The following is a 25,385-nucleotide window of genomic DNA, read 5'->3' as shown; positions in this document are numbered from 1 at the left end:
AATCCTCGCTTAGGCGGTGACTTGGGCTGTGTCGACCGGCCCGGGGGTCTTGGCGTGCCAGTCGATTTCGTCGCTGAAGATATCCTGCTTGCTGCTTTCCGGCAGCCACTTGAGGAGTGCTACCAGGGCGATCAACGCAATGAAGACCTGATAGAACGCCGGAGCGATCGGGTTGCCCATGCTGGAGGCTAGGAACGCGCCGATGTAGGGTCCGGGTCCGGCGATGAAGGCGAGGGCGATATTGAACCCGATAGCGCTTCCAGTGGCCCGTGTGGAGGCAGGGAAGAGCTCGACGAGCATGACGACCGTGGTCACGGAGACCAGGCACTGGGTGGCACCGAGGAGGACCAGTCCAAGGATGATGAGTGCCGGATTGGCCGTGCTCATCAGCAGGAACACCGGGATGGGCAGCAGGACGTAGCCCACCGTGCCAATGATGTTCGGAATGCGCCGCCCGAACTTGTCCGAGATCATGCCCGCAACGGGGCAGAGGATCATGTAGATCAGTAAGCCGATAGCGCTGAGCATGAGGGCATTGGGACGCTGGATCTTCAGCGTCACTTCGAGGTAGTTCACCACGTATGTTGCAAGATAATAGTAACCGAGGCCTTGGACTGCCGCGAAGCAGACGGTCAGACCTACGGCCTTCATGTTGCGCTTGAGTTTAGGCGCAGGCAAGCTTGCGGAATCGCGGGCCTTCTTAATCTCTTTGAAGACCGGGGTATCGTCCAGCCGCAGCCGCACGAACAGCCCGATCAGGGCGATGGGTGCCGCGGCCCAGAAAGGGATCCTCCAGCCGAAGTCCATCAGCTGGTCTTTCGTCAAGATGTTATTGAGCCACAGTGCGAAGCCGCTGCCGGCGACCGTGGCCAGAGCCGCGGTGGCCGAAATCACGCTGGCGTAGGTGGCACGGCGGTTGCGCGGAGCTCCTTCAATCAGGAAGGCAGCCGATCCGGTCCATTCGCCGCCTGCCGAAAGTCCCTGGATGCAGCGCAGGAGCACCAACAACAAAGGAGCGGCGACGCCGATGGTGGCGTAAGTCGGTATGAACCCGATCATGGTGGTAGCCAGGCCCATTGCTAAGACCGAGAAGCTCAGCGCGGCGCGGCGGCCGTACTTATCACCAATCGGCCCCAGGATGAAGCCGCCGAGTGGCCGCATGAGGAAGCCCACGGCAAAAACGCCCAAGGACGACAACAGCGACACCACGGGGCTCTGGTCCGCGAAGAACAGCTGGCCGATGATGACGGCGAAGAACCCGTACACGGCGAAATCGAACCACTCCATGAAGTTGCCAACGCCAACTGCGAAAGCGGCCTGGCCCAAGCTCTTGTGCTGCATTTCAGCTTCATTGATGCTCACTAGTTACCTCCTCGTAACTCTCGAATGGAGCGGTCGCTATCTGGCGATGACTCCTTGCCATGCAATGTACGACAATTCCTCTCCAAGAATGTACGACAATTGCGTCCCTGTCAACAGTGAGTGGTGACCGTCCCCGTAGTTCTTGGCCCGGACACCTGCAGATCCAAGGCATCAGACTGCTGGTGCGTACGCAGCCCATGTTGTCGACTACTCAATGGATGGGTAGATGTTTTAGGTAATTGAGGTAGGGACGGCCAGGCGCCGTCTCTTACTTCGCGACGACGTGTTTGCCGTATATACGGGTTGAACTGTTCGTCGGCCAGCCCGATTGCAAGGGCCGGGCCTCAAGCCTCCGGACATCGAAACGGAGGGGTTTAAAGGGATTTGCCACAGCGGGCACGAGCAGCCGGAGGGTGTGGGTGTCGCTCAGTCGGGATCTGGTCACCAGAATGCCTCGCCAGCTCCTGCACGGGTGTAGGCCAACGGCTGGGACTGTGGAGTGTTCGCCCTTATTGCTTTGCCTTTTATTTCAAGAGCCGGAAAGGCTCCGGCTTGAGGGAAAGTGTTGTGTCAGTTCTGGATGCCCTAGAGCCTCGAGGCGCAGCTGGCTACCGTGGCTCTAGGGCGGATGTTTGGACTGCTACGCGACTGCTAGTTCGGTCGATGACGTCGCGTCACGAACGGCCGCCAATCGGCGTCGCTGGTCACGGGTTGCTTCCTCGTCAACGGTGAGTGCTTCCGGGTCGGATGCGGGGTCTCCCTTGACGATCACCCCGTAGAGGCGGGCAGCGCCGTCGATGGAGACATACTCGTCGCGAACGTCGACTCTTACCTGCTCGATGTCCCGTTCCAAAGGGTTGCCCCACCCTCCGCCGCCGTTGGTTACGTAGCGGAGTACGGAATTTGCCTGGCTGTTGTGATTGTCGGCGAACGGATAGTGGAACACCCCTTCCCTGGATGGCAGCCCGGTCTCCGGGCTGATGACGCCCGCCCACGCGCGAGCGTCGCGGTAGGAAGGATCATCCGCGTGCGGGAGCGGCGATTCGCCGTCGGCGCTGGCCGGGAAAAGCCACACGCCGCCGTTCCGGCCTCCGTGGCCACCCAGGACTCCAAAGCCGGCGACGCGCTTGTGCCGAAGTTCGATCAAGGAGTGCGCGGCATCTGTGAGCCACAAGGTGTCCTTCAGCATGGCGTTACCCCCGCGGTAAAAACCCGCGCCTCCTGTGTCGGCCACTGGTTCGTGTCGCAGCATCACAACGGGGCTGTCTTTCTCGATGGCCTCGACCGTTGGGGCGACCCCGTTGGCCAAGTAGGACATGCACTGAGAATCCGCGTCCCCAAACTTGTTCGCGCCGTAGGGTCCGATTTCTCCTCCGCACTGGAGGGCCGAGACCCAGGGTGACCCGTCTTGGTGGTGTCCAAAGGCCGTGTGCAGGTTGGTTCCTCCCCGGTCCCCGGCTATGGCGTCGATTCCCATTGCGGATTCGAGTGCCCGGAGTGCTGTGGAGAGAATGATCTGGCTCTGCTCGAAGTAAAGGAAAACAGCTCCGTCAGGAGGGAGCGCCGAAATGACGGTTCCTTCGGGGATGAGGATGTCGATGTTCCGGAAGAGTCCGGAGTTGAAGCGACCCCTCGGGTCAAATACATACTTCATGGCGACGCCAATCGCTGTCTTGACCTCCCAGGCCGTTGCGTTGATGGAGCTCCTGGCTTGGCGAGATGTTCCGGAGTAGTCAATCTCTAACCGGTCGCCTCTCTTGCGGATGGCCACTCGGACTTCATAGTCCTCGGTGTCATCGACGCCGTCGCAGTCAACCGCATCGGCGGCGGACCAATCGCCGTCGGGGAGTGCGCTGATGCCTTCGGCCATACGTTCGGCAGAAACGTCACAGGCGTGGTCCATTGCGCCCAAGAAGGCCAGAAGGCCGTACCGGTTGACAGACTCGAGGACGAGGGTTTCGCCCAGTTCAAGACTGGAGCAGACGGTCTGCATGTCAGGTAGAAGGATCTCGGCCATCCGGACATTCTCGAAGATCAGATTCCAAGTCTCCCGAACCGGGCCTTCTGCTCTCATGAGGAGGCGGGGGGAGAGTACGAGCCCGTTTTCGTACACGTTCTGTTTGGTCGCGCTAAATCCGCCCGGTACGGTTCCTCCCATATCCAGCTGGTGGGCATTGAGCGTAACGAAAGAAATGATAGTGCCCTCAAAAAAGACCGGTCGAGTGAAAACGAGGTCATTGTTGTGATTGCCGGTGCGATAGGGATCGTTCGCGATCAGGACATCGCCTGGCTTCAGCTTGTCTGCCCCAAATTCGCGCACCATGTTGGGCACCGCGTCAATTGTCGTTCCTGCCATGAGGACAATGCCGTTGCTGGCAGCCGGGACAGGAAAGCCTCGCTCAGGCGGTCCTGAGATGGTTGCCGCCAAGTCGTAGAAATCTCTCAGGACGGGAGAGAATGCTCCCGTCAGCAGCCGTACGCTCATGTGCTCGACAAGGTACTCGAATCGGTTTCCCAAAACTGTCGCGGTGTAGCGATCACAGCCGTATCTGTCCACGAATGCTTTCTCGTCGAGATCGCGGATCTGCATGCTCGCTGGCCTGCTGGCTTCAATCGTGCTCATACCTGTGGCTGCCTTTCAATGATGATTTCGCCGCAACGTCCGACGGTGGCCCGCTGCCCTGGTGCAATAAACGTGGTGCTGAGCTCCTCGCGAATGACTGCGGGCCCCTGAACGAGGGCTCCGACGCTGAGTTTTTCGCGTAGGAACCATTCGGCCTGCAGGGGCTCATCGGCGAAGTAGCTAAGTACGAAGGTGCCCTCCGGCTCCGCGTCAAAAACGTCAACGGCGTCAGCGGGGACGTATTCGACCTTTTCGGAAGGAACGATGAGTTCCACCCGGTATGTCACGCCCTCTACTGGAATCGACTCGAAGCGGTTGCCGTTTCGCTCTTCGTAGGTGTTGTGGAAAGCATCGATCAGTCCGGCAACAGACTCACCGGTTATCGGACCCTCGGGAATCGGGATGAAAGGAGTCTCCCAGCTCTGGCCATACAGCCTGCCGTCAAAACTTCGCCGGACTGGGATGCCGTCTGCGACGCTGCCTAGTCGACTGCGAAGATGCGCCTCCATCTCATCGAAGACCTCGTTGATTTGGTCGGCGGAAGCAATGCCAAACGTCACATAGGCGCTCCGGCTCTCATAGAATGCCTGATCGCTGGAGAGCAACCCGAGGGCGGAAAACAATCCGGGATGCGGAGGGATGATCACTTCCGGGAGGGGAAGTAGATCGAGCACCGCCGGAAGCAGCATGCCGCCGGCCGCGCCGTAGGCCATCAAGCCGAAGTCCCGGATGTCCACGCCATGGCGAACGGCGACGTTCAGGATCTCCTCCGCCATGTTGGCTACGGCAAGTCGGTACGCCGAGCGCACGCGCTCGTCAAACGGAACCGGTGTCGTCAAACTTTCGAAAGCAAGCCGGGAGGCTTTCAAATCCAAGTCAAACTCCCCGCCGGCGAATCCCTGCGTGTCGAGAATACCCATCAGGAGTACGGCATCCGTCACAGCAGGGACGGTTCCGCCCCGCCCGTAACATGCAGGTCCGGGATCGGCACCGGCGCTTCCAGGTCCGACCTGGATGCCTCCGGCGGCGGAAACCGCCACCAAGCTTCCTCCGCCGGCGCCGACGCTGGACACCTCGGTCGAGAGTGCATTGATGGTCAGATCCGGTTCAATCTCAAACGTGGTTTGTACGAAAGGCCTGCCGTTTTGGATCATCGAAACGTCCGTGGATGTCCCGCCCACGTCGGCGCACAGCAGATTGGACCGCCCGATGGCGGAACCCAGGTGGGCGCTGGAAATGGTTCCGGCTGCCGGGCCTGCAAAGAGGATGCGGAACGGTCGATCCAGTGCTTCTTCCCAGGGAAGGAGGTTTGCAGCGCAGTCCGCAAAGTGGAGTTTGCCTTCAAAGCCGATGCCTTTGAGGTCTCGGTTCAAATCGTTGGCGTAGGAGGTGAACAAGAGTTTCATCAGGACGTCGATTGTCGTAGTCGAAGATCGTTCGTATTCCTTTGCCAACGGCGAAGTCTCCGAAGAGATGGAGACCTGAACTCCGTGGCCTAGCTCCTCGTGGACGAGCTCACGCAGCCGGATTTCGTGTTCGGGAGTGACGTAGGCGTTGATGAGGCAGATTGCCACGCCCTCGACGCCGCACTTTTTGAGAACAGAGAGCTGTTCTCTGGCCTGATTCTCATCGAGAGGGATGAGGGTTTCCCCAGTAGCAGTCTTCCTTTCCACGATTCCTCGGCGCAGATACCGCGGCACGAGCGGGCTTCCCTTCGCGTCGCCGAAGCTGCGTCGCCAGGAGGGGTCCGTTTGGCCGTCGAGCGGCCGATGGACCGTTCCGCGGTCCAGTACGTCCCTGAATCCTTCAGTAGTAAGGAAAGCAATTTTGGGGAGCCGCCGTTCCAGGACTGCGTTCAACCCCATCGTGCTGGCGTGATTAAATACGGCGCTCCCCGCTACGTTGAGGCGCCGGGATCCCTCGATAACTGCGCTGGCCGGGTCCGTCCGGCTGCTGGGCACCTTGGTGACTTCGATGACACCGTTCCTGATGGCGACCACATCCGTAAATGTGCCGCCCACATCAACTCCGAACATCATTGTCCTTTCAACTTGCATAGTTCGTTAGAGGGCGGAGCCCAGCGGTTGAATCGATCCCAGATGGGGTGCGGGGACTCGGCTCAATGACGCAAGGCAAGACTGGCATTTCACTACGGTCCACCACCCACCTTCGCTGAGAACCCGGTAGGCCTTGAGCCCCTCAGTGCCGCACTCAGCGCAGCGGCCCTCAGCCTCGTCGCGGGCGACGAACAGTCTCTTCTCTTGGGGGCGGGGGAAGTTATGCATAGTGGCTCCTCGATGAGCAGGGTCTTATTGCATGGTGAACTGATCGTAATACAATAGGACAAAAGTGGCGAGAGTCACCGAAATCGCGACTGGACATTTCGGGCGGTGCTGGCCGGCCGGTCGGACAGCTCGCGGGCGCATCAGGCTCCTCGGCGCTAGAGGTCCGGAGTCAGTCGGAAAATGGGCCTCATACGCCCTGTGGCGGGCGACTGGAAGCCGCCACTCGGACCAGAGATGGTGCGCAGGCCGCAAAAAAATCGTGCGGAGTGTCGGTTGACGTCCAACGGACACTCTCCGGTATCGCATCCTTCGGCTAGGCGATGACGGAATTGTCGTCGAGCGTGTAGCTTAACGACGCTCCCGTTGTGGTGTTCCTCATAGAGCTTCTTCCTACAGGGGAGGAATTAGAGATCCAAGGTTATAGAGGGCGTCGAGGCCCTAGACACGCAGATCATCATCGAAGTGTTCTTTTCGCGCTCTTCCTCGGAAAGAACGGAGTCGCGATGGCAAGGGCGGCCAGCCAGCACGGCGACCTCGCACGTACCGCATGTTCCTTCCATACAGGATGAAAGCACGGGGATCCCAGCATTTTCGAGGACATCAACAATCGATGTACCAACAGGGATGTTGAAAGCCTCACCGGTACTGCCTATCTCTACACTGAAGCTGCTCGTCTCTATCTCTGGCGTTTGGACCGGGCTGAAATGCTCAACGCGCAGGCTGCCCTTTGGCCAGGATTCCGAAAGTACTTTGAGCCCGCTCAGAAGAGCTTCGGGGCCGCAGGAATAGACCATGCACGAGGGTCCGGATACCTGGATCAGTGACTCCACGGATGCCCGGCCCCTTTCGTCCTTGGGCCACGCAGTCACTTTTTGGCCGTATCGGCTGAGAGTGTCGAGAAATGGCATACGACTGCGCGAGCTCCCAAGGTACAGCAGAGACCACTCTGAGCCCGCTGCCTCTGCCGCTTTGATCATGGGCAGAATCGGAGTGATCCCGATGCCACCGACAACAAACTTATACTCGGGAGCCGCGAGCAACGGAAAGTGATTTTTGGGGATGGCCGCCTCCAGAAGAGCCCCGGGTTCGATGCTGTTGTGAACGTGATCGGAACCGCCTCGACCTCCTGGCTCGCGCAGGACGGCAATCTTGTAGTGGAGTGGGTCACTGGCGTCGCCACAGAGGGAATACTGGCGCTCCAAACCGACCGAAAGTTTAAGCGTCAGGTGTGCACCTGGTTCCCAGGCGGGGAGTGGCTTGCCTGTCGGATCGGAAAGCTCAAGAACAACGACATCTTCGGTGGCCTGCATCCGACTATCAACCCTGAGCACAAGGTCGTGCGCATCAACCGCGCGTTGTCGGCCAGTGGGAGCGGGCTCCCACATGACGGGAAGACTTTCCAGGCCCCGGAAGGTCCACCCTTTGAAACTGGCGGCCACCACGTCTACTGGGCGAAATTTTGGCAAACGAGAATATAGCAAGGGCAACGCAACGTGTCCGACGGCAGACTCCGCCGCCCAACGCCCGGCGCACATGTGAGATCCGCTGCCAAAGGCGTAGTTCGGGAGTTTCTCGCGTAGGACATCAAAGGTGTCCGGGTCTAGGAAACGGCCGGAGTCTCGATTTGCGGACTGGATGGAGGCCCCGACCAAAGATCCGGACTCGATCAGCACACCACCAATCTCGACGTCCCGGGTCGCGCGACGCGAGATCATGCCCACCGGCGACAGCCAACGCGCGACTTCATCGAAGACATCACCAAAAAGCGAGCTATCTTCCATCACCGCAGCGAGCTGCCTCGGGTGCGTTGCCAGCGCCCAAACGGCGCTGGTGATCATGTGCTGGGGTTCGTTCACACCGCCAGCTATGGTCAGTTTTGTGTTTGCTCGGATGATGGGCGTGGGTAGCCTCGCCTGGAGCATTGCCGATAGCATCGAATCATCGGGCCGCTTTAGGAGATACGGGATCGCCTCGTCCAGAAGGGCCTCAACTTCCGCACCGGCGGCCTCTGTGACACGCCAGATGTCTATATCCTCTGCACTATTGGCGGTGCCATCGATGAAGGCCAGTGACCAACGACGGATGTCGGTCCAGTCAACTCCTGGGAGCCCCACAATGGCTGCCAGGTTGGTGGCAGCGTAGGGTGCAGCGAAGTCCTCGTTCAGGTCAGCGCCGGGGCCCTTCTGGAGCATCTGCTCGAGATACCTTGCCGCGTTGCGTTCGAACACTGGCCGCCAGATTTCTTGCACGGCCTTGACACGGAGCGTCGGGTTGATCGGACGCCGCTCCTTTGCGTGCTCCGGGTCATCCTTTCGCAGCATCGAGCCCCCAATGGCGCGATTCATCCGGTGCCCTTCCTCTACAGCTGAGAAGAGATCTCCGTCCGATTCGACGAAGCGGCAATCCTCATACCGTGTAAGGAAATACCTGCCTGCGCAAGGTACCCAGGCCACCGGTGATTCTCGTCGCAGGCGTTCATAGATCGGATATGGGTCCTGGTCCAACGCTTCTAAGGTGATCCAGTCTGCGACTGGTGCGTATGCGCGGGTCAGGGCATTCATTCTTCTAACTCCAAAGGACGGGGACAGGCTGACCACATGGGTGCTCCGACGATTGTCCCCCGACCAGTAAGTTTATAAAAGCGGTATTTATGTACTTTGTATCCCCATAAAATAGGCTTATGAACCCTTCCTACACCCTTCGGCAGCTGTCCTACTTCTGCGCCTTAGCGGAGGCGTCCAGCATCCGGCAGGCGGCTCTGACGTTGCACATCTCCGAATCGGCGCTGACTTCTGCTCTGGACAGCCTGGAGAGGGCGCTGAAAGTGCAGCTCTGCGTTCGACGCAAGGCGCTCGGTATTTCCCTGACTCCGGGAGGGCATCGTTTGGCGGAATTGGGCCGGGAGCTTCTTCGGAAGGCAACTGAGCTTGAGAACGAGGCAGCCGGGCTGCAGGGGACCATTTCCGGCCCTGTACGGCTGGGCTGCCCAGCCGGAACGGCGCCGACATTATTGCCAAGGATCATAATGGCCTGCCGGGATCTCTATCCGGATTTGGATGTTAGCTTCGAATTGGGTCAGCTAGCTGACCTCCTCCCTAGCCTCCATGCGGGCCTCCTGGACCTGATTATTCTGGCCGGTCCTCATATTCCGGCCGGGCTGCAAACCCGATTTCTCTACGACAGCCCGGTTCACGTCATCCTCCCTTCGGGTCATCCGCTGGCGGTGCACGAGTTCGTCGATCTGCACAGTTTGGCGGATCAGCCGTTGATTTTGCTTGATTCCAGCGACAGCCGGGAACATGCGCTCAGCATGTTCGATTCGATTGGGCTAACTCCCTATATCCGCATGCGTTCCGAGAGTTTTGAGCTCGTCCGGTCTTTGGTTGGGCGGGGGCTTGGATATTCCCTGCAGATGCAGCGACCTTGGGGTGACCACACATACGAAGGACTTCCCTTGTCTATCAGAACTCTGACCCCAGCCATGTCGGGAGAGACTACTCGGATCGGATGGCCAGATTACGTCCGCTTGAGTCCACGTGCCAGCGCCCTGATGGATCTCGTGGTTCAGGTCTGCTCCGAAAGTCTCCCCAAATAGGGCATCTGCGGTAATGAGGTGCAACAACACCGCGCTCTTCCTCGCCAGCGATGCAGGGCCGTTTTTGGCGGAGGCTCTTTTCCCATACGCCGGTTGTCATCATGTACGCGCACGCCAGTCCCCTCGGGCCAACCACTGTGGCTGCCACGTAACCAGCAGGTCCGGAACGCTACGAGAGAATCAGCCAAGAAAAGTGAGTAGGTATACGGCGCTCTGCAGGCCTTAAACGCGACGCTGGCGAACGGCCACGATCGCAGCGCAACCGACGAAGGTGGGTGGCGACAATGTGGTCAGAAGCTGGTGTTCCGCAAGGACGTCAACGCAGCGAGGATCCCTCACAGAGAGTCTGGGACCCGCTGGCGCAAATCCCGGGCGCGACTATCGAGCTGCAGCTCCAGCCCCTCGGGGCCAAACTGGCGCCCAGGCCCTGTCTGCGTCCGGCACAGGCGGAGCGGCTCTTCCGTTCATTTTCGGTGCGCGGACCGCCCTCCGAGCCTGAGCACCCTACACCCTCTGGGCGCCTAACTCGCTTGCTCGGCTTCTCGGAGGCTCTGTAAGGCATTGGCGCCACTCCGGCGGATGTGGATGGCGTACAGTTCGGCAGCCCGTTTACCGTCGCCGGCCTGTACGGCGTCGACAACGCCTCGCAGTTCCTCCACAGCCTGGCTGTGGCCTTCGGGGGACATGGCCTTCGCCCTGAGCACACGGACCCGGGCCTGAGTAGTTTCGGTCAATTGGTGAAATACCGAACTGCCTGCACCTTCGACGAGAACATCGTAGAAGACATCTTTGGCTGCCAGGATGGCGGAAGCCTCGCCACGGCCGGCAGCTTCGGCAAAGGCCTCGGCCGCCGCACTTAGGCGGATCACTTGAGATTTCGACGCATTCTCGGCAAAACGCTCCACGAGCAGGGACTCCAGTGCCGCCCTGGCTTCGTAGAGATCGTGCGCCTCTTTGAGGGAGGGTTGCGTGACAATGGCCCCCTTCTGCGGCACCACCGTTACGAGCCCCTCGGACGTAAGCTCCCGGAGGGCTTCACGGACCGTGGTCCGGGAGACTCCAAGCTGCTCGATGAGCTCCCGCTCCACCAGCCGCTGGCCCGGCTTGAGGCGGAAATCAAGGATCGCTTCGCGGAGGGCGGCGATCACCTGTTCCCTCAGCGGGGCGGCGATTCGGCCCACGGGACTGGAGACCCATGCGTCGGACAAAGTATTGATGGAAGTCGTCATGAGCCCTCGCGATTGTTAGATGTTCTCCTGTCATACAATCTATCACTGGGTGGTGTATCTCGCTGCATGCCGCGCGAACACTGTCCGCAGGGTGACGATTCGGAGAAGCACCGCTATCCGAAACTGATCACCCCGCTGAGGTCCTGCAGCTGACCTGACGCATACATTGCCTCGTTGATCTTCTCCAGCGGATATTCGGCAGTCACAAGTTCCGCTGCTTGGTACTGTCCGCTCTCCATGAGACTCAGGCACAGGGGGAGGTCACGGCCCAGTATGCTCTGGCCGTTCTGACAGGCCAGGATCCGCCGCCCCTGAATTGCTATGGCAAGCTGCGGGAGGTTAATCGACGCCTGAAACTGCTGCACTCCTGTCAGGACCACGGTTCCGGCGCGGCGGGACATCAGCACTGCCTGCTGGACTGCGAGTTCGGGTCCCGCTGCCTCAAGAACGACGTCGGAGCCCCGGCCGCCGGTCAAGGCCCGGACCTGTTCGACGGGATCGCCCGAGGTCGGGTCCACCAGATGGGTGGCACCCAGTGATCTGGCGAGGTCACGCCGGCCCGGCACCATGTCTACCCCGATTATGCTTGAAGCCCCGGCGACCCGTGCGGCCTGGACCATCCACTGTCCGAGGTGTCCCAGCCCTACGACCGTAACTGATTGTCCTGCTTCGACCTGGGCCACATTAACTACGGCACCGTGTCCTGTGGTGACTCCGCAGCCCAGCAGACTCAATTGGCTGTGCGGCATGTCGCTCTCGACGGCCCAGATCTGGTTCTGGTTCGCCAGGATGTATTCCGCGTACGCCCCAACCCGTCCGGCGGCTCTGATCGGCGTTCCATCTTCCTTGGCAGCGACTACCGGTTCTGGCTGCTCCATCAGCACGCTGCACTGATCAGGTCTGCCGACGCCGCAATAGAAACATTCCCCGCATTCGGGTGTCCCTGCGACCACCACAAGGTCCCCGGCCTTGACCGCCGACACCCCAGCTCCGGTGGTCTCCACAATTCCGACGGCGGTGTGCCCCAGGATGACGGGCGGCGTTTTGTTCCGCATGGCCTTCCAGCCCAGCCAATCCGTGGAACAAAATGGCGCCGCGGTGTTCCTGACCACCACTTCGCCCGGAGCCGGGTCCCTCATAATGACGTCGTGAACAATCATGGGGACGCCGAACTGTTCGAGCAGCGCGGCTTTGTGGATCATTGCTTGTCCTTTTCCTCGAGAGCCGGGCGGCCGTTGGGGGCCAGGGAGGTTAGACCTCAGGCACGGAGCCTGCAAAGGCGGCCTGAATCAGGACGGTCAGGTTTTCCCTGGTGACCGCGCGGGGGTTCGAGGTGGGTATCTGGGAAAGGATGAGTTCCACGGCCTCGGGGATGTCTTCTTCTGCCAGGCCATGGTTCTTGAGCGCCGTGGGTGCGTCGAGCCGCTCCCGCAGCTGATTCAGCCCTCCGACCGCGTCCTCCGAGCCGAAGGCTGCCGCAATGCGGCGTTCGGCTTCCGGAGCTGCAGCAGAGTTGAATGCCAGGACATATGGCAAGACTGTGGCGTGGGTCTGGGCGTGGGGGAGGTTGTAGGCGCCTCCCAGGACGTGGCAGATCTTGTGATGCATGCCGGAGCCGGCCGAGGCGAAAGCAACAGCGGAGAGGTAGGCGCCGTACAACGCCAGTTCACGGCCCGCCAGGTCTTCGGGATCATCCTTGACCAGGGGCAGCCCTTGGTTCAGGGCGCGGATGCCTTCAGCGGCCAGAGCCTGGTTGATGGGGTCGGCCCTGGGTGCCCACATTGAATCGACGCAGTGAGCCAGAGCATTGAGACCGGATGCCACCGAGAGTTCAGCTGGCAGGGAAGTGGTGAGTTCGGCGTCATAGATCACGGTGATCGGCAGGACTTTGTCATCCACGCCGGTGGTCTTGCGGGACGCCTCCGTGAGCCCCCAGACGTTGGTGGCTTCCGACCCTGCGTACGTCGTGGGCACGGCGATGATGGGCAGGCCAGTCGTCATGGCCACTGCTTTTGCAAGGCCGGTAGTGGAGCCGCCGCCGATGCAGACCAGCAGGTCAATGCCATGCCGGACGGCGGCAGCGCGCGCCTTGTCGGCTTTTTCGATCGGCACGTGCGGAGCCACGTCGTCGTACATCAGGGTCACTTCAATGTTCTGTGAAACTGCCGCGGCTATCACGGCTTCGAACTCGGAGGCGATGACCATGACCTTGCCTGGGCCAATGCGCGCGACTTCGGCAGCCAGGTTCTCGGCGGCCTTTCCCGAGCCGAAGAGGACCCTTTGCCCCAACGTGGTGTGTTCGAAAACAAGTGACATGTGCAGTCCTATCTAAGTCCGGCGTGGTGGGCAGGGTGCGGGCGCTAGGTGGCCGCAGGGCGGTCCGGGCCCCGCGTGTCAGATGGTCTGATGCTTCGCAGGAGCCGATCCACCGCTGACATGGCCTCGTCCGTGATGATGTGCTCGTTCCCTGGGGCGATGAGAAGGTCGACGTCGGCCCCGGCAGCGGACAGCGCCTTGGCAGTCTCTTTGACCCGGCCCGTTGGCACCCAGGGGTCATGTTCGATGCTTCGCATCACGACCGAGGTTCCCTGCAGTGGCCGGCCCTCGGGGGCAGGAAGCATCTCGGGGCCTACGAATCCTCCGGTCAATAGAGCGAGCCCACCGTAGCTGGCGGGCCGGGTCAGGACGAGGTGCGATATGAGGCATGCCCCTTGGGAAAATCCCCAAAGAACGATGCGTTCGGGGGGAAAGCCGTCTGCTTCAACAGCCCTGGCCAGGGAGTCAACTGCGTCGAGTGCGTGGGAAAGGTGGGGTTCGTTGTCGGCCAGGGGTTCCAGGAACTGCTTGGGGTACCACGTCTGGCCGAACGCCGAAGGGCAGTAGAAGCGGACCCCGGTGGAATGCAGCCTCTCGGCTTGGTCCCGCATGAATGCGGGGGACTGTCCCCGGCCATGGATTGCAATGACTGCGGTATGCGCCTGTTGTGTTTCGGGGCCCCACGTGGTGACGGGGGTGTCCAAATGCGGGTTCTGAATGGAACTCAGTCCTTTGCGGGGTATGGGGACGATTCTTCCGGCCGGGGGAGGGGGTCTGCGGCCGGAAGAATCGTCAGGGATCTGGCTGAGCCGCTTAGCTCTCGATCGGTTCGAGCTGGTCCATGATGGCGGAGCGCTGGTCCTCGAAGAACGCCGGCAGCATGAATGCCTGACCGAGTTCTTCAGGCGACTCATCGCAGTCCCAGCCGCCCTCATTGTGTGTCACGGCGAGTTCGAACAGTGCCCCGCCCGGTGTCCGCACGTAGTGGGACTTGAAGTAGGTCCGGTCCTTCAGTTCAGAGATATCCGTATATCCGGCACCTTCGATTTCGAACTTGATCTTGTTCTGGTTCTCCAGATTGTCCAGGTTCCAGGCGAAGTGGTGGTACGTGCCGGCTCCGTAGCGCCAAGTGCCCTGATCGTCCGTGCGGTTCCCGGTCAGCTCAATGTAGTTGCCGAACTTGTCGTCGCCCACCTGGAAACGGGCACGGTTGCCTTCTTCCTGGATGTTGCCCTTGGCCGAGAACACGTCCTGCGCGAATTCAACCATCCGGTCCTGGTCGTACACGTGGATACCAGTGCCGTGGATTCCATGAATGGCGTTCTCAGCGGAGACGCCGTTTCCGGTGAAACCGACGCGGGGATCGCCCTCATTGCCGACCAGAACATATTCAATACCGGACGGGTGCCGGAAGTTGACCCGGCGCTCACCGAATACTTCTGTCATTTGCGTCTCGACCTCATGCTGGCCCAGCCGCTTGTTCCAGTAGTCCAGGGAAGTCGAAGGTACTGACAGGAAGACTTCCCGGGCCTGGTTTGTTCCGCGTGAGCCATAGAGGCCGGCCTGTGCCCATGGGAATGTGGTGACCACGGACGACGGGTCGCCGTTCGCGTTGGAGTAGTAGAGGTGGTAGATGGGAGTTGAACCGTCGTAGAGCACCGTCTTCTTGATGAAGCGCATGCCCAGCACTTTGGTGTGGAAATCCACGTCCTCCTGGGCGCCGCCAACGGAAAGTGTTACATGGTGGGAACCGACAACGTAAGTCATTGCTATCTCCTTTGATTTCAGTGAGCGCCAGCGACGTCTCTGTGTGCTGACATGAAGTTTTTGGTGGTGATCGGTGGGCGTCGTCCAACCTAATGCAATATGGTCGGATCGTCATACAATCATATGGTATCGACTGCAGTAGTCAAGGAGTTTCGAGGATCAAGCCAGAAAATCAGCCGGCTTCGTGGCTCGCGAGGGCGCGTTCGCGGGTGCGCATTTCCCGGGGCCTGTCGGCGTGCTGCCGAAGGACTCCGAGGGCCTGCTCCAGGTTTCCGTTCTCGTAGGCTTCAACGAGCTTTCTGTGGTCATCCAAGAGGGCTGTCGTCGCGTAGGTCGACCTGTTAATGGTCCTAGCGTTCAGCCCGGGGAGGCCAAGCCGCCGGTAGGTTTCCAGCAGCACGCGGGAGCCGGCGAGTTCCACCATGTACTCGTGAAACCGCTCGTTAGCGACAATCCAGGCCTCGGGATCGGTGAAGTGGTCATCCTGCACCATTTCCAGCGTCGCTTCCATGTACTCCCTGAGCGTTGCGAGTTGGGCCGGGCTGAGTTTCCCGACGGTGCTTTCAGCAACGCCGACTTCGATCGCCAGTTTGGCCGCATAGGACTCAAAAATGATGGACTCGGGCACGGGTGCGATGATGAACTGCCCGGCCTGCCTGCGAAGCAGGCCTTCACCGAGCAGTGCGGTGAGTGCCCGGTGCAGCGTGTTCGTCTCGACGCCCAGGTCATCGGCCAACGCAGCCACGTCCAAGGTCTCGTCGACGTGGCTCCCAGCGTTGATGATCCGCTCCCGGACGTCGCGCAGCACTGAGGCCTCGGGAGCCATAAGCATTCGGCCAAATCCTCCCCGGAAGTAGGCGAGGGGGTGGCCCGGATACGCTACGGCATCGTCGACGTGGGCAAGGAAGACGTAGTGCGTTCCGGCTTCCACCTGCTCACTGACACGGCAGACAAGGTGGGCGATGGCGCCCACGAGCAAGGGTGAGCAGTTGGTGTCGGCTTCCACTGCTACGCCTTCAAACTTGTCGGCCAGCTTGGCTGCGAAGCGCCCGGCCAGTTCTATGTGGTCTTCGGCCAGGACGTTCACCGCGAAAGTTCCGCTCGCGGCAATGGCGTGTGCAGTAGCCGAGGATTTGTTCAGGCAAATCAGCAGCATCGGCGGTTCCGCCGATAGCGAGCTGACGGCACTGGCGGTTGAGCCAAAATCCCGGCCGCCGTTCCGGGTGGTAATTACCGTGACACCGCTAGCGAAGCGGCCGATAACGTCACGAAAGGCGTCAGAAGTCAGGCGGGTGGGTTCGGCTTGTGCCGGTTCGCCGCTGGTAGCCATTGGCATGCTGATCAACTCCTCTTACTGGGTGGTGAAACCCAAATGCTTCGTTGCATTTTCAGACTGTATCATCATCATACAATCTTCGATAGAGGAAGAGGCGGGGCGGGGAGGAGGGGTCTCCGCGCCTGACGGCCCGCTGCGCTGCGGACCAGAAGCTTGCCTCCACATTCCATACGCTGATATGATCGTCATACAATCTATGCATCGACGCACAGGAGTCTCTTATGACCACAAGCCTTTATTCGCCCGCCCACACCGGGCAGGCGGGAAGTCAGGATTTGAGTCCCGACGAGCTGGTGGCCCGCGCCGTTGACCTGCGGCCCCGGCTGCGCAAATTGCAGTCTGAACACGAGCAGCTGGGCGGGTACTCCCGGGAGATACATCAGGAGTTCCTGGACGCGGGGTTCTACCGCATTCTTCAGCCCCGGAAGTACGGGGGGCTGGAATATGGCCTGGATGATTTCATCCGGGTGGGCGTCGAAATTTCCCGGGGTGACCCGGGGGTCGGATGGTCCTTTATCCTCGGGGCCGGCCACGCCTTTCACGTTGGCTCGTTTTTTGGCGAGAAGGCCCAGGAGGAGCTCTTCGGACAAGGGGCCTTCATCGGCCCGGGCCGCACCATCCCGGCAGGCAAGGCTGTGGCGACGGACGGCGGCTACAGACTCACCGGCACCTGGGATTACTGCTCTGGTTCGATGTGGAGCACCCATGTTCTGGTTGTTGCGCCAACGTTCTCGGCGGATGAAGATCAGCTTGGACTTCAGATGTTCGCGGTGCCGCGCCCTGATTACACCGTGCTCGATGACTGGGGCGGGGACCGAACGATCGGCCTGAGGGCGTCCAGCTCAAACTCCGTCAAGATCGAGGATGCCTTTGTGCCGGCGCATCTTGCTGTTCCCTACGATTTTCGCGAGCACGAGCTCGGCAGCCACGGCACGCCCGGATACCAGCTGCACAAGAATCCGATGTACCTGGGCAGAACCATGACGTTCTTCAACGCAGAGCTGGTGGCCACACAAATTGGTGCCGCCTGGGCCGCAGTCGACGAATTCGAGCAGTTGATGGAATCGCGCGCGGCGAGCTTCCCACCCCGTCTGCCGCGGCTCGCTGCCCCCGAGTACCACCGCTGGTTCGGCCAGTTGCTCGCCCTGGCCGATTCAGCCGAATGCCTGCTGCTGGCGGGAGTCCGGCAGTATGCCGAACTTGGCCAGCGCTGGCAGGCAACAGGGGAAGAGTTCACGCCGGAGCAGGACGCGCGGCTGCGTGGAGTTGTGCAGCAGGCTGCCCAGCTGGCCATCCAAGCCGTCGAAATCGCGTTCACGACGGCAGGGTCCAGCTCAGCGAAAAGCGGATCGCCGATGGAGAAGTATTATCGCGACGTCGCGATGTACAAGACCCACATCGCGGCCCAGTGGGACGTCACCTTTGGCGCGGTTTCCCGCTTCCATTTCGGACAGCCGCTTACTTTCTGAGTAACCGCCATCCGTCAAGGAGAGATGGCCCGGGGATAGTCCCTGGGCCATCTCTCTTTATGGGCGGGCCGTGCCAGCCCGAGGCGCCTTCTCGTGCCGCCGGTTCAGGAAGGCTCGCCGGTGGGGAGGGTCAGAACACGAAGACCCCGGACAAATCCTCGAGTGATTCTGATCGCTGGAGCGCCAGGTTAATGTCGTCCAGCCCGTACCGCGTGGTGATGATGGGTGCCGCATCCAGCAGGCCGCGCTCGAGCAGGTTGATGTAGCGCGGGAGGTCCCTGCGCATGCGCACATTGCCGTTCTGGGTACTGAGCATCTGGCGGCTCTGGACGGCCAGGGGGATTTGCGGGAACGTCACTTCCGTGGCGGCTTCGGCCAGGCCGCTGAAAACGACCGTTCCGGCCCGTCGCGAAAGGGACAGGGCCAGGCGCTGGGCCTCTGGTGTTCCCGCTGCCTCGATGACAGTGTCCGCGCCCCGGCCGGCCGTGAGTGACTTCACGGCGTCGGCGGCGTCGGTCGCGGGGTCCACCAGATGCGTCGCTCCCAGTTCGCCGGCAAGGGCGCGGCGTGCAGCGTTAGGCTCCACCGCGATGATCAGTGCGGCACCTGCCAGCCTTGCTGCCTGCACTGCCCACAGCCCCAGATGCCCGCAGCCCACGACAACCACGGATTCACCGGGCTGGACCTTGGCCACGTTCAGGACCGCCCCGACGCCGGTGGTGATCCCGCAGCCCAACAGCGAAAGCACGTCGTATGGCAAGTCCGTGTCCACCGGAAAGGCCTGGTTCTTGGAGATACTCATGAGTTCGGCATAGCCTCCCACGCAGCCTGCGGCGGAGACCGGCAGACCGTCGGAGGTTGTGGCGACGTCGGGAAAGATGCCGCCGAGGTCGAACAGCTCGGAGCATTGATCCGGCCGCCCGGCGCTGCAGTAGTAGCAGTGTCCGCATTCCGGTGTGCCGGGCACGATGACGCGCTGCCCGGGGCGTAAGCCCTGGACCTGGCTGCCGACTTCAATGACTTCCCCCGCGGAGGCGTGTCCCAAAATGGTAGGCGGGATCTTGCCCAGCTTGCCGTGGTAGCTCGTGACGTCCGTGGAACAGAAAGGGCTCGCCTTGGTGCGCACGAGTACGCGGAACGGATCCAGGTCCAGCATTTGGACGTCTTCTACGGTGAAGGGGACGTCGAAGTCCCTGAGCAGTGCAGCTCGCAATATAAACACCTCAGTGTGGTCGGCAATTTGGGGACGTTGCGGGTTAGTGGCCGGACTCGTTCTCCGGGGCCGCCCTTAGCGACTTGGGCCAGATTCCGTGGCGCCCGGGGGAAAGGATGCCTTGAGGGTCCACGGCGTCCTTGATGGTCTCGCAGAAGCGGCGGTAGGCATGGTCATTGAAGGAGTACTGATCCGCTGCGAGATCCATGAAATCCAGGTGGGCCCGGTATTCCCCGTAACCGCGGCGGCCGGCCTCTTCCACCAGCATTTTCACGGTGTCGTAGGCCTTTTTCGCCTGTGCGGCATCAGTGACGTCGTAGTTCAGGCCGATTACGTACAGGGCAGTTCGTTCGTTGATCATGAGCAGGCCACCGGCCACGTTCACACCCGCGCGCTCGGCGATCAGTTTGCCGATGAAGTCGACGGCTTCGCGGACGTCGGTCCCCACGAGGGGGATCGCAGGGGAGAATCCGATGTGGCCCATGTTTGGGGGCATCGCGGCCAGCATGTCGATGCTGGGAATACCGGCGTGAACCTTCTCGGGGATGGATCCGAACTCCCCCCATTCGTCGCGTCCGAAGGTGTTTTCGTGAATCATCCTGGCCCCGGGGATGGCGCTCCAGGCCTTCCTGATTTTTTCGAGCTGGTGTTCGACGACTGGCCGGTCGCCCCAGAGCGCGGCCCGCATTCCCCAGCGGCCCAGTGCGGTTTCGTCGGCCATTTGCTGCAGTGTTGCGTCGGAGAATGTTCCCTCGCCGCCGGAGAATTTACCCATTACTTCGGGGAACTGCGCTGCCAGGGTCACGGTGTTGTACATGCTGGGAACACCCCTGAGGGTGCCCTCAAGCCTTAGCTCCCGGGTGATGTCGATGGCCTGCTCGAGGTGTTCGTCCCGGGGGACGGTGAGGAAGATGGGGGCGTAGGCTTCCGGGCGGCGCATGAGCCAGTAGCCCATGCGCGTGACGATCCCGAAATTGGACTGGATAAACAAGGGGTCCAGCACCGGACCCAGCCCGCGCTTGTAGAGGTGCCAGGTCTTGTTGCCTGGGACGGCGCCCATGCCGGTTCGGATCAGCTCTCCATTGGCCAGAACCACTTCCATGCCGCAGGGAGCCATGAAATCGGTCCCGTAGGGAAGGTAGGTGACGCCGTTGTCGAGCGAGTTTCCAATCACGCTGCCCCAGCCCAGATCAGGGATGGATATCATCATGTCCTCGTTGCCGGATGCTTTCAGCGCGTCGTAGAGATCAAACCAGCGCACACCGGGCTCAACGACGGCGTAGGCCAGATCGGCGTTGATTTCAAGGACCTTGTTCATCCGGGTGAGGCTGACGACCACGGCGCCCTTGACCCGCGGTGAGGCCCCGCCGTACCCGTAGTTGCGTCCGGTAGAGGACGTCCACAGAGGCACACCCAGCTCGTTGGCGATGCGGACGATCGCCTGCACATCTTCAGTGGATGCAGGCAGGAGCACAGCCGATGATTCATAGGTGTCGTCATCGGCCGGCCAGTACTTGTCCCGGTACTGCTCGTGGCGGCGAGACTCGTCGTCGAGCAGCACACCACCCTCGCCCAGTACGGCGACGAAACGGGCGACGGCCTCGTCGGTCAAACGGTCAACAGGGACTGTGGTCATTGCGGTTCCTTTTGTTCGTTGCGGGGGAAACCATGACTTTTCACGCGAAACGCAGGCCCCCCGCGGCATCAGTTCGACGAGACGCGGTGCCGGGCCAGGAGCGCACGGTCGGTGACATCAACATTCCAAAGACCGGCCCCGCCGGAGTTGCGGTTGGTGTTCTGGATGCTGGCCCCACCGTCGATCGAAAGGATCTCGCCGGTGATGTAACTCGCGTCCTCGCTAAAGAGGAAGGCTACCGAGCCGGCTATTTCCTCCGGGGTGCCCGGGCGGCGCAGAGGGGAAGTTCCCGCCCGCCGGATCATGTCCGCCTGGCCGGCTTCGCCAAAGATGGGGGTGGGCACAATGCCAGGTGCTATTCCGTTGACCCGGACCCCAAGCGGGCCGCCGTAGACAGCTGCCCCGTGCACCAGACCGATGACGCCGTGCTTGGATGTGGTGTACGCGAGGAGATCGTTGCTGCCCCGGAGGCCGGCGATCGAGGCGGTGATCACGATGGATCCCGTGGTGCCCGTCTGTAGATACTGCCGGAACGCCGCACGGACGCCGAGGAACGGCCCGCGCAGGTTCACAGCCATTACCTTGTCCCACTCATCCACGGGCACGTCCACCAAGTCGGCCAAAGACCCGGGGATACCGGCGTTCAGATGATGGAAATCTATCTTTCCAAAGGCACTGATGGCTTCACTAATGTAGTGCTCGGTGCCTTGCTCGGAAGAGACATCGGCGCCAATTCCGATCGCCTCCGAAGGCAGTGATGCGGCTGTTTCTTCCGCCTTCCCCGCATCCAGGTCGACGGCGACGACCTTGACGCCTTCTTCGGAGAGCCTGAGGGCAGTGGCCCGGCCCAAGCCGCCCGCTGCTCCTGTAACTACGGCCACCTTTTCTTGGAGTCCCTTGTATGCCACAGGAATCCACATCCTTTGCTCGTCATTGTGCTTGCGGATTGCGCCGCCGCCCTTGTTCTGGGGAGAACGCGGACAGTCGACGGGCGCCACCTCGGATTATTTTGTCTTATCGTACGACAATACATACGGAAGGTTCCGTTGGCCAGCACTGGGTAGTCGGGAAGCCTCATAAGACACACTCTGGATTGAGTGATTGTATGACAGGAAATTAAGCGATAGCATTGTGACTGGCCTCACGGGGGGCCTGATGGGTACAAAGGAGAATCTATTGACTGTCGTCACGTCCGAAGCGGCGAAACAAGAGTCCAGGGCCGCCTCGGCCGATCTCGTCGCCACGGCCATTGCCATGCGGCCCGAACTCATCGAACGTCAGGCAGAGGTGGAGGAAAACACGTTCTTTAGTGAAGCCATCCATCAGAAGTTTCTGGGTTCCGGCCTTTATGACATGTTCGTCCCCAAGCTGTACGGTGGCCTTGAGGTCGACGTACCCACTTTCGCCAAGGTGACGGTCGAGCTTGCCCGCGGCTGCATGAGCACGGCTTGGTGTTTTTCCTTGTCGGCGAATCACGCCCTGCAGGTGGCCAGCTTTTTTCCAAAGGCTGTCCAGGACGAGGTCTTTGCCCGGCACGATTTCCGGGCCGCTTCCACGTCTGCACCCACAGTCACGGCAACCAAGGTTTCTGGCGGCTATGTGCTCAATGGCGTGGTGGGTTACTGCTCAGGCATCCCGTATTCCACGTACTACCTCGGCCAGGCCATGGTGCCGGCCGAGGACGGCGGGGCACCGCAGATGGGTATGTTCGTTGCCCCCCGCGAGCAGTTTGAGCGGCTCGATGACTGGGGCGACACGCTAGGCCTGAAGGGAACGGGATCTCACAGCATCCGGTTCACCGACGGCTTCATTCCCGAGAGTTACCTCATCGAGAATTTCAACATGCTCGATATGCCGGTGGAAGGCGGGACCGTCGGTTCCAGGCTCCATGGCAACGGCATGTATTCCGGCAGGGGGCTGGTGTTGTTCACCCTTAGCATTGCAGCTGCCGTCATTGGCGGGGGCTACAACGCGCTGGATGAATTCGAGAACCAGATGCGGACGAAGAAAACGTCCCTTCCTCCCATCATTTCGCGCCTCGAGGACCCCGACTACCAGCGCTACTACGGCTCCGCGTACACCAAGATCGCCACCGCCGAGGCTGCCCTGATGAACGTCGCGCAACAGCATATGGACCTCTCCGCCGCCAATGCTTCCGGCGAGCGGCCCTACACCTTTCTGGACGATTTCAAGTTGGCCGGCATCGCCCGGGAACTGATTCTTCAGGTTTGGGAGACGGTGGAGCGGGATCTCTTCCGCCATGTAGGCTCCAGCGCAGCCAAGAATGGAGAGCGTTTCGAGCGGCTGTTCCGCGACCTTGCACAGGCCGCAGGACACCGCAACCCCCTCCTGAGGGAGCCGTCCTATCGGACCCTGACCCAGTTTGAACTGGGACTCGTCCCCACCAATCAGCACTGACAAGGGGACGAACCGCTCGTGACCGCAACCCACAATCCACCTCATCTGTCGGCGACCGCCGATGCCGTCACAACCAAACGGGGGCTTTTCTGGATCCCGGGGGACACGGTCGCCACGCCTTTTGGCACTGCTATGCGTGGGCCGCTCTTCGTGGAATGGGAAAGTCCGGAACAAGTCACTCAGCCCCTCCCGTTGATTCTTATCCATGGCGGTGGCGGGCAAGGCACTGATTGGCTGACAACCCCTGACGGGCGCCCAGGGTGGGCAAGCGAATTCGTCCAGGCCGGATTTGCGGTCTATGTCGTTGACAGGCCCGGGCACGGCAGGTCACCGCATCACCCCGACGTCCTTGGACCGGTGGCGCCGCCCTTCCCCTTCGAGGCGGCCCAGTCGTATTTCGCCCCCACAGGGCCCGCAGCGGCCGGACACACCCAATGGCCGTGGGGCCGCGAGCTGGGGGATCCTGAAATGGCGCAAGTGTATTCCGCGATGGGATTCTTTATGGCCGACCTCGCGGAATCACAGGAGCTCGACGGCAACCGGCTGGCCCAATTGCTGGACCTCACAGGCCCGGCGGTCTTGGTCAGCCATTCGGCCGGCGCGCCCGGCGGCTGGCTGGCGGCGAACAAACGCCCCGACCTGGTCCGTGCCATTGTCTCCGTGGAACCTATGGGGCCGCCTTTTGCGGAGTTCCCCGGTCTGGGGCCTATTCCGTTCGGGCTGACCTATGCGCCCCTGCGCACAGAACCGCCCCTGGAATCGCCATCAGAGCTGCAGAACGATCCTTCCAGCTTCCGCGTTCCGGGCCTGTCCGGAACCCCCATTCAGGTCGTTACTGGGGGTGCTTCCCCCACGGCCCCTGGAGGAGCGGATACGGTAAAATTCCTCACCGCCATCGCTGCGGAGGCCGAATTGACGCACCTCCCGGACCGCGGCATTGAAGGCAACGGCCACGGGCTCATCTTTGAGAAGAACTCCTCAGAAACGGCGAAACTCGTAATCGGCTGGATCACGGCCCTTGAGGCTAGGTCAGCGTAAGGAGGCTAGGTCAGCGTAAGATTTTTTCATATCAAAATGGTTGCCGGCCCTCTCGGGCCGGCAACCATTTTGGCGCTTTGGGCTATGCCGGGAGGTTAGGCGCTGATGCCTGCCGGCCACCGGACGGATGACCTCTTCAGGACCTCGTACATGGAAATTGGCGGGGTTCCAGTCAATTCCAACACGGCATCGCTCATGTCCGCCATGTAGCCTTCCCGGATTGCGCGCCCGAAAGTCACCATGTCCTCGCTGCACCACGGAATCGGCGAGGAGCTCATGTCATCCAGTGCCGTCCGGGGAACACCAATGGAGTCCCACTGCTTGAAGTTCTCATCATCAGATAGCACCTTGTATTCCACGGGCGTGCCGGAAATCTCAGAGATCATGGCTGCGACCTCGCGGTAGGAAAGCAGGTCCGGGCCCGTGATGTTGTAGGCAGTGTCGTCGACGCCGGCCCCCTGCAGAATGGCAGCGGCCACGGCAACGCAGTCATCCCGGGACACGAGGGCGACCTTGCCCTCAGCCGAATTGGCGGCCCATTCTCCGGTGGCTACAGCGGCCGGGGCCACCATATCCGCCAAGGCTTCCGCATACTGCGAATCCCGAAGGACGTTCCACCTGAGCCCGGAATTCCGAAGGTCGGTTTCTGTAGCCCGGTGGTCTAAGGTCACGATGGCCGGGTTCTCCTCATCACCGGCACCGATGATCGAGGTGTAAACAACCTTGCCAACCCCGGCAGTTTTGGCCGCTTCGATGGCGTTGCGGTGCTGCGCGACCCGGGAGCCCACCCGCGCCGTCGAGATCAGCAGCATGCTTTCCCCACCCGCGAAGGCTTCCTCGAGCGATTCCGGCTTGTCGTAATCCGCGAACCTGACATGCGCTCCCTCCGCCGCGTACTCACTCAGTTTTTCCGGCGTCCTGGTAGTAAGGATTAGGTTCTCCGCAGGGACCGTTTCCAGGAGCTTGCTAACCGTCGACCGGCCGAACCCTCCACTTGCACCCGAAATAATAATCATCTAATTGAACTCCTCGAACGACGTTGTTCTCACAGCGGCGGGCGCCTGCGATCGTCAGACGATCGTACATGCGAGGAGTCTA

18 protein-coding genes are annotated in these 25,385 nt (G+C 61.1%); 4 read left to right on the top strand and 14 right to left on the bottom strand.

From position 1 onward, the window contains the following. Positions 1-9: 9 nt before the first annotated feature. The 4 genes from ACSBOX_RS12150 to ACSBOX_RS12135 all read right to left on the bottom strand — a co-directional run bounded on the left by ACSBOX_RS12150 (position 10) and on the right by ACSBOX_RS12135 (position 8,831). On the bottom strand, positions 10-1,362 hold the full coding sequence (locus ACSBOX_RS12150) for an MFS transporter (RefSeq protein ID WP_442542696.1): 1,353 nt from the start codon (positions 1,360-1,362) through the stop codon (positions 10-12). 640 nt (positions 1,363-2,002) lie between these two features. After that, positions 2,003-3,985: a hydantoinase B/oxoprolinase family protein gene (locus ACSBOX_RS12145; RefSeq protein WP_442542695.1), complete on the bottom strand. Its 1,983-nt coding sequence runs from the start codon at positions 3,983-3,985 to the stop codon at positions 2,003-2,005. Next, positions 3,982-6,024, bottom strand: coding sequence for a hydantoinase/oxoprolinase family protein (locus ACSBOX_RS12140; protein ID WP_442542694.1), 2,043 nt, complete (start codon positions 6,022-6,024; stop codon positions 3,982-3,984). Before ACSBOX_RS12140 ends, ACSBOX_RS12145 begins: the two co-directional genes overlap by 4 nt. A 650-nt stretch (positions 6,025-6,674) precedes the next feature. Beyond that, positions 6,675-8,831, bottom strand: coding sequence for a cytochrome P450/oxidoreductase (locus ACSBOX_RS12135; protein ID WP_442542693.1), 2,157 nt, complete (start codon positions 8,829-8,831; stop codon positions 6,675-6,677). A 119-nt stretch (positions 8,832-8,950) separates the two neighbouring features. On the opposite strand from ACSBOX_RS12135, the gene ACSBOX_RS12130 reads away from it, so the two are divergent. Continuing rightward, positions 8,951-9,865 (top strand): LysR substrate-binding domain-containing protein, encoded by a 915-nt coding sequence (locus tag ACSBOX_RS12130; RefSeq protein WP_442542692.1) that lies wholly within the window; start codon positions 8,951-8,953, stop codon positions 9,863-9,865. Positions 9,866-10,386: 521 nt separating this feature from the next. Here ACSBOX_RS12130 and ACSBOX_RS12125 read toward each other — a convergent pair. The 6 genes from ACSBOX_RS12125 to ACSBOX_RS12100 all read right to left on the bottom strand — a co-directional run bounded on the left by ACSBOX_RS12125 (position 10,387) and on the right by ACSBOX_RS12100 (position 16,513). Beyond that, complete coding sequence (locus ACSBOX_RS12125; protein ID WP_442542691.1) at positions 10,387-11,094, bottom strand: GntR family transcriptional regulator; 708 nt, start codon at positions 11,092-11,094, stop codon at positions 10,387-10,389. 113 nt (positions 11,095-11,207) lie between these two features. After that, the gene (locus tag ACSBOX_RS12120) at positions 11,208-12,296 is read right to left on the bottom strand and encodes a zinc-binding dehydrogenase (protein WP_442542690.1); all 1,089 of its coding nucleotides are present in this window, start codon (positions 12,294-12,296) and stop codon (positions 11,208-11,210) included. A gap of 49 nt (positions 12,297-12,345) precedes the next feature. Continuing rightward, on the bottom strand, positions 12,346-13,410 hold the full coding sequence (locus ACSBOX_RS12115; protein ID WP_442542689.1) for a maleylacetate reductase: 1,065 nt from the start codon (positions 13,408-13,410) through the stop codon (positions 12,346-12,348). Positions 13,411-13,454: 44 nt separating this feature from the next. Continuing rightward, the gene (locus tag ACSBOX_RS12110) at positions 13,455-14,114 is read right to left on the bottom strand and encodes an alpha/beta hydrolase (RefSeq protein WP_442542688.1); all 660 of its coding nucleotides are present in this window, start codon (positions 14,112-14,114) and stop codon (positions 13,455-13,457) included. A gap of 109 nt (positions 14,115-14,223) precedes the next feature. After that, on the bottom strand, positions 14,224-15,177 hold the full coding sequence (locus ACSBOX_RS12105; protein WP_442542687.1) for a VOC family protein: 954 nt from the start codon (positions 15,175-15,177) through the stop codon (positions 14,224-14,226). Between the two features lie 172 nt (positions 15,178-15,349). After that, complete coding sequence (locus tag ACSBOX_RS12100; RefSeq protein ID WP_442542686.1) at positions 15,350-16,513, bottom strand: flavin reductase; 1,164 nt, start codon at positions 16,511-16,513, stop codon at positions 15,350-15,352. Positions 16,514-16,734: 221 nt separating this feature from the next. Between ACSBOX_RS12100 and ACSBOX_RS12095 the strand changes: the two genes are divergently transcribed. Beyond that, positions 16,735-17,982: an acyl-CoA dehydrogenase family protein gene (locus ACSBOX_RS12095; protein WP_442542685.1), complete on the top strand. Its 1,248-nt coding sequence runs from the start codon at positions 16,735-16,737 to the stop codon at positions 17,980-17,982. A gap of 130 nt (positions 17,983-18,112) precedes the next feature. Here ACSBOX_RS12095 and ACSBOX_RS12090 read toward each other — a convergent pair whose 3' ends face one another. The 3 genes from ACSBOX_RS12090 to ACSBOX_RS12080 all read right to left on the bottom strand — a co-directional run bounded on the left by ACSBOX_RS12090 (position 18,113) and on the right by ACSBOX_RS12080 (position 21,739). Further along, a complete protein-coding gene (locus ACSBOX_RS12090; RefSeq protein WP_442542684.1) occupies positions 18,113-19,195 on the bottom strand; it encodes a zinc-binding dehydrogenase in 1,083 nt (360 codons plus the stop codon). 43 nt (positions 19,196-19,238) lie between these two features. Next, on the bottom strand, positions 19,239-20,831 hold the full coding sequence (locus ACSBOX_RS12085) for an FAD-binding oxidoreductase (protein ID WP_442542683.1): 1,593 nt from the start codon (positions 20,829-20,831) through the stop codon (positions 19,239-19,241). Between the two features lie 68 nt (positions 20,832-20,899). Continuing rightward, positions 20,900-21,739 carry an SDR family NAD(P)-dependent oxidoreductase gene (locus tag ACSBOX_RS12080; RefSeq protein WP_442542682.1) on the bottom strand — a complete coding sequence of 280 codons (840 nt, stop codon included), beginning with the start codon at positions 21,737-21,739 and terminating at the stop codon, positions 20,900-20,902. A gap of 193 nt (positions 21,740-21,932) precedes the next feature. Between ACSBOX_RS12080 and ACSBOX_RS12075 the strand changes: the two genes are divergently transcribed. Further along, entirely contained in the window at positions 21,933-23,249 is a 1,317-nt protein-coding gene (locus ACSBOX_RS12075; protein ID WP_442542681.1) for an acyl-CoA dehydrogenase family protein, read from the top strand. A gap of 192 nt (positions 23,250-23,441) precedes the next feature. Continuing rightward, positions 23,442-24,287, top strand: coding sequence for an alpha/beta fold hydrolase (locus ACSBOX_RS12070; protein ID WP_442542680.1), 846 nt, complete (start codon positions 23,442-23,444; stop codon positions 24,285-24,287). 95 nt (positions 24,288-24,382) lie between these two features. Here ACSBOX_RS12070 and ACSBOX_RS12065 read toward each other — a convergent pair whose 3' ends face one another. Beyond that, a complete protein-coding gene (locus ACSBOX_RS12065) occupies positions 24,383-25,303 on the bottom strand; it encodes an SDR family oxidoreductase (protein ID WP_442542679.1) in 921 nt (306 codons plus the stop codon). Between the last annotated feature and the right edge of the window lie 82 nt (positions 25,304-25,385).

The organism is Arthrobacter sp. KN11-1C (assembly GCF_052180225.1).
Lineage (GTDB): Bacteria > Actinomycetota > Actinomycetes > Actinomycetales > Micrococcaceae > Arthrobacter.
Note: the sequence above shows the minus strand (reverse complement) of the source record. Positions and strands in the feature narration are given on the sequence as shown.

Bases quoted from the DNA above. Each gene is read 5' to 3' on its own strand.
- ACSBOX_RS12145 (WP_442542695.1), bottom strand. From the start codon at position 3,985: ATGAGCACGATTGAAGCCAGCAGGCCAGCGAGCATGCAGATCCGCGAT.
- ACSBOX_RS12140 (WP_442542694.1), bottom strand. From the start codon at position 6,024: ATGATGTTCGGAGTTGATGTGGGCGGCACATTTACGGATGTGGTCGCC.
- ACSBOX_RS12135 (WP_442542693.1), bottom strand. From the start codon at position 8,831: ATGAATGCCCTGACCCGCGCATACGCACCAGTCGCAGACTGGATCACC.
- ACSBOX_RS12130 (WP_442542692.1), top strand. From the start codon at position 8,951: ATGAACCCTTCCTACACCCTTCGGCAGCTGTCCTACTTCTGCGCCTTA.
- ACSBOX_RS12125 (WP_442542691.1), bottom strand. From the start codon at position 11,094: ATGACGACTTCCATCAATACTTTGTCCGACGCATGGGTCTCCAGTCCC.
- ACSBOX_RS12120 (WP_442542690.1), bottom strand. From the start codon at position 12,296: ATGATCCACAAAGCCGCGCTGCTCGAACAGTTCGGCGTCCCCATGATT.
- ACSBOX_RS12115 (WP_442542689.1), bottom strand. From the start codon at position 13,410: ATGTCACTTGTTTTCGAACACACCACGTTGGGGCAAAGGGTCCTCTTC.
- ACSBOX_RS12105 (WP_442542687.1), bottom strand. From the start codon at position 15,177: ATGACTTACGTTGTCGGTTCCCACCATGTAACACTTTCCGTTGGCGGC.
- ACSBOX_RS12100 (WP_442542686.1), bottom strand. From the start codon at position 16,513: ATGCCAATGGCTACCAGCGGCGAACCGGCACAAGCCGAACCCACCCGC.
- ACSBOX_RS12095 (WP_442542685.1), top strand. From the start codon at position 16,735: ATGACCACAAGCCTTTATTCGCCCGCCCACACCGGGCAGGCGGGAAGT.
- ACSBOX_RS12085 (WP_442542683.1), bottom strand. From the start codon at position 20,831: ATGACCACAGTCCCTGTTGACCGTTTGACCGACGAGGCCGTCGCCCGT.
- ACSBOX_RS12065 (WP_442542679.1), bottom strand. From the start codon at position 25,303: ATGATTATTATTTCGGGTGCAAGTGGAGGGTTCGGCCGGTCGACGGTT.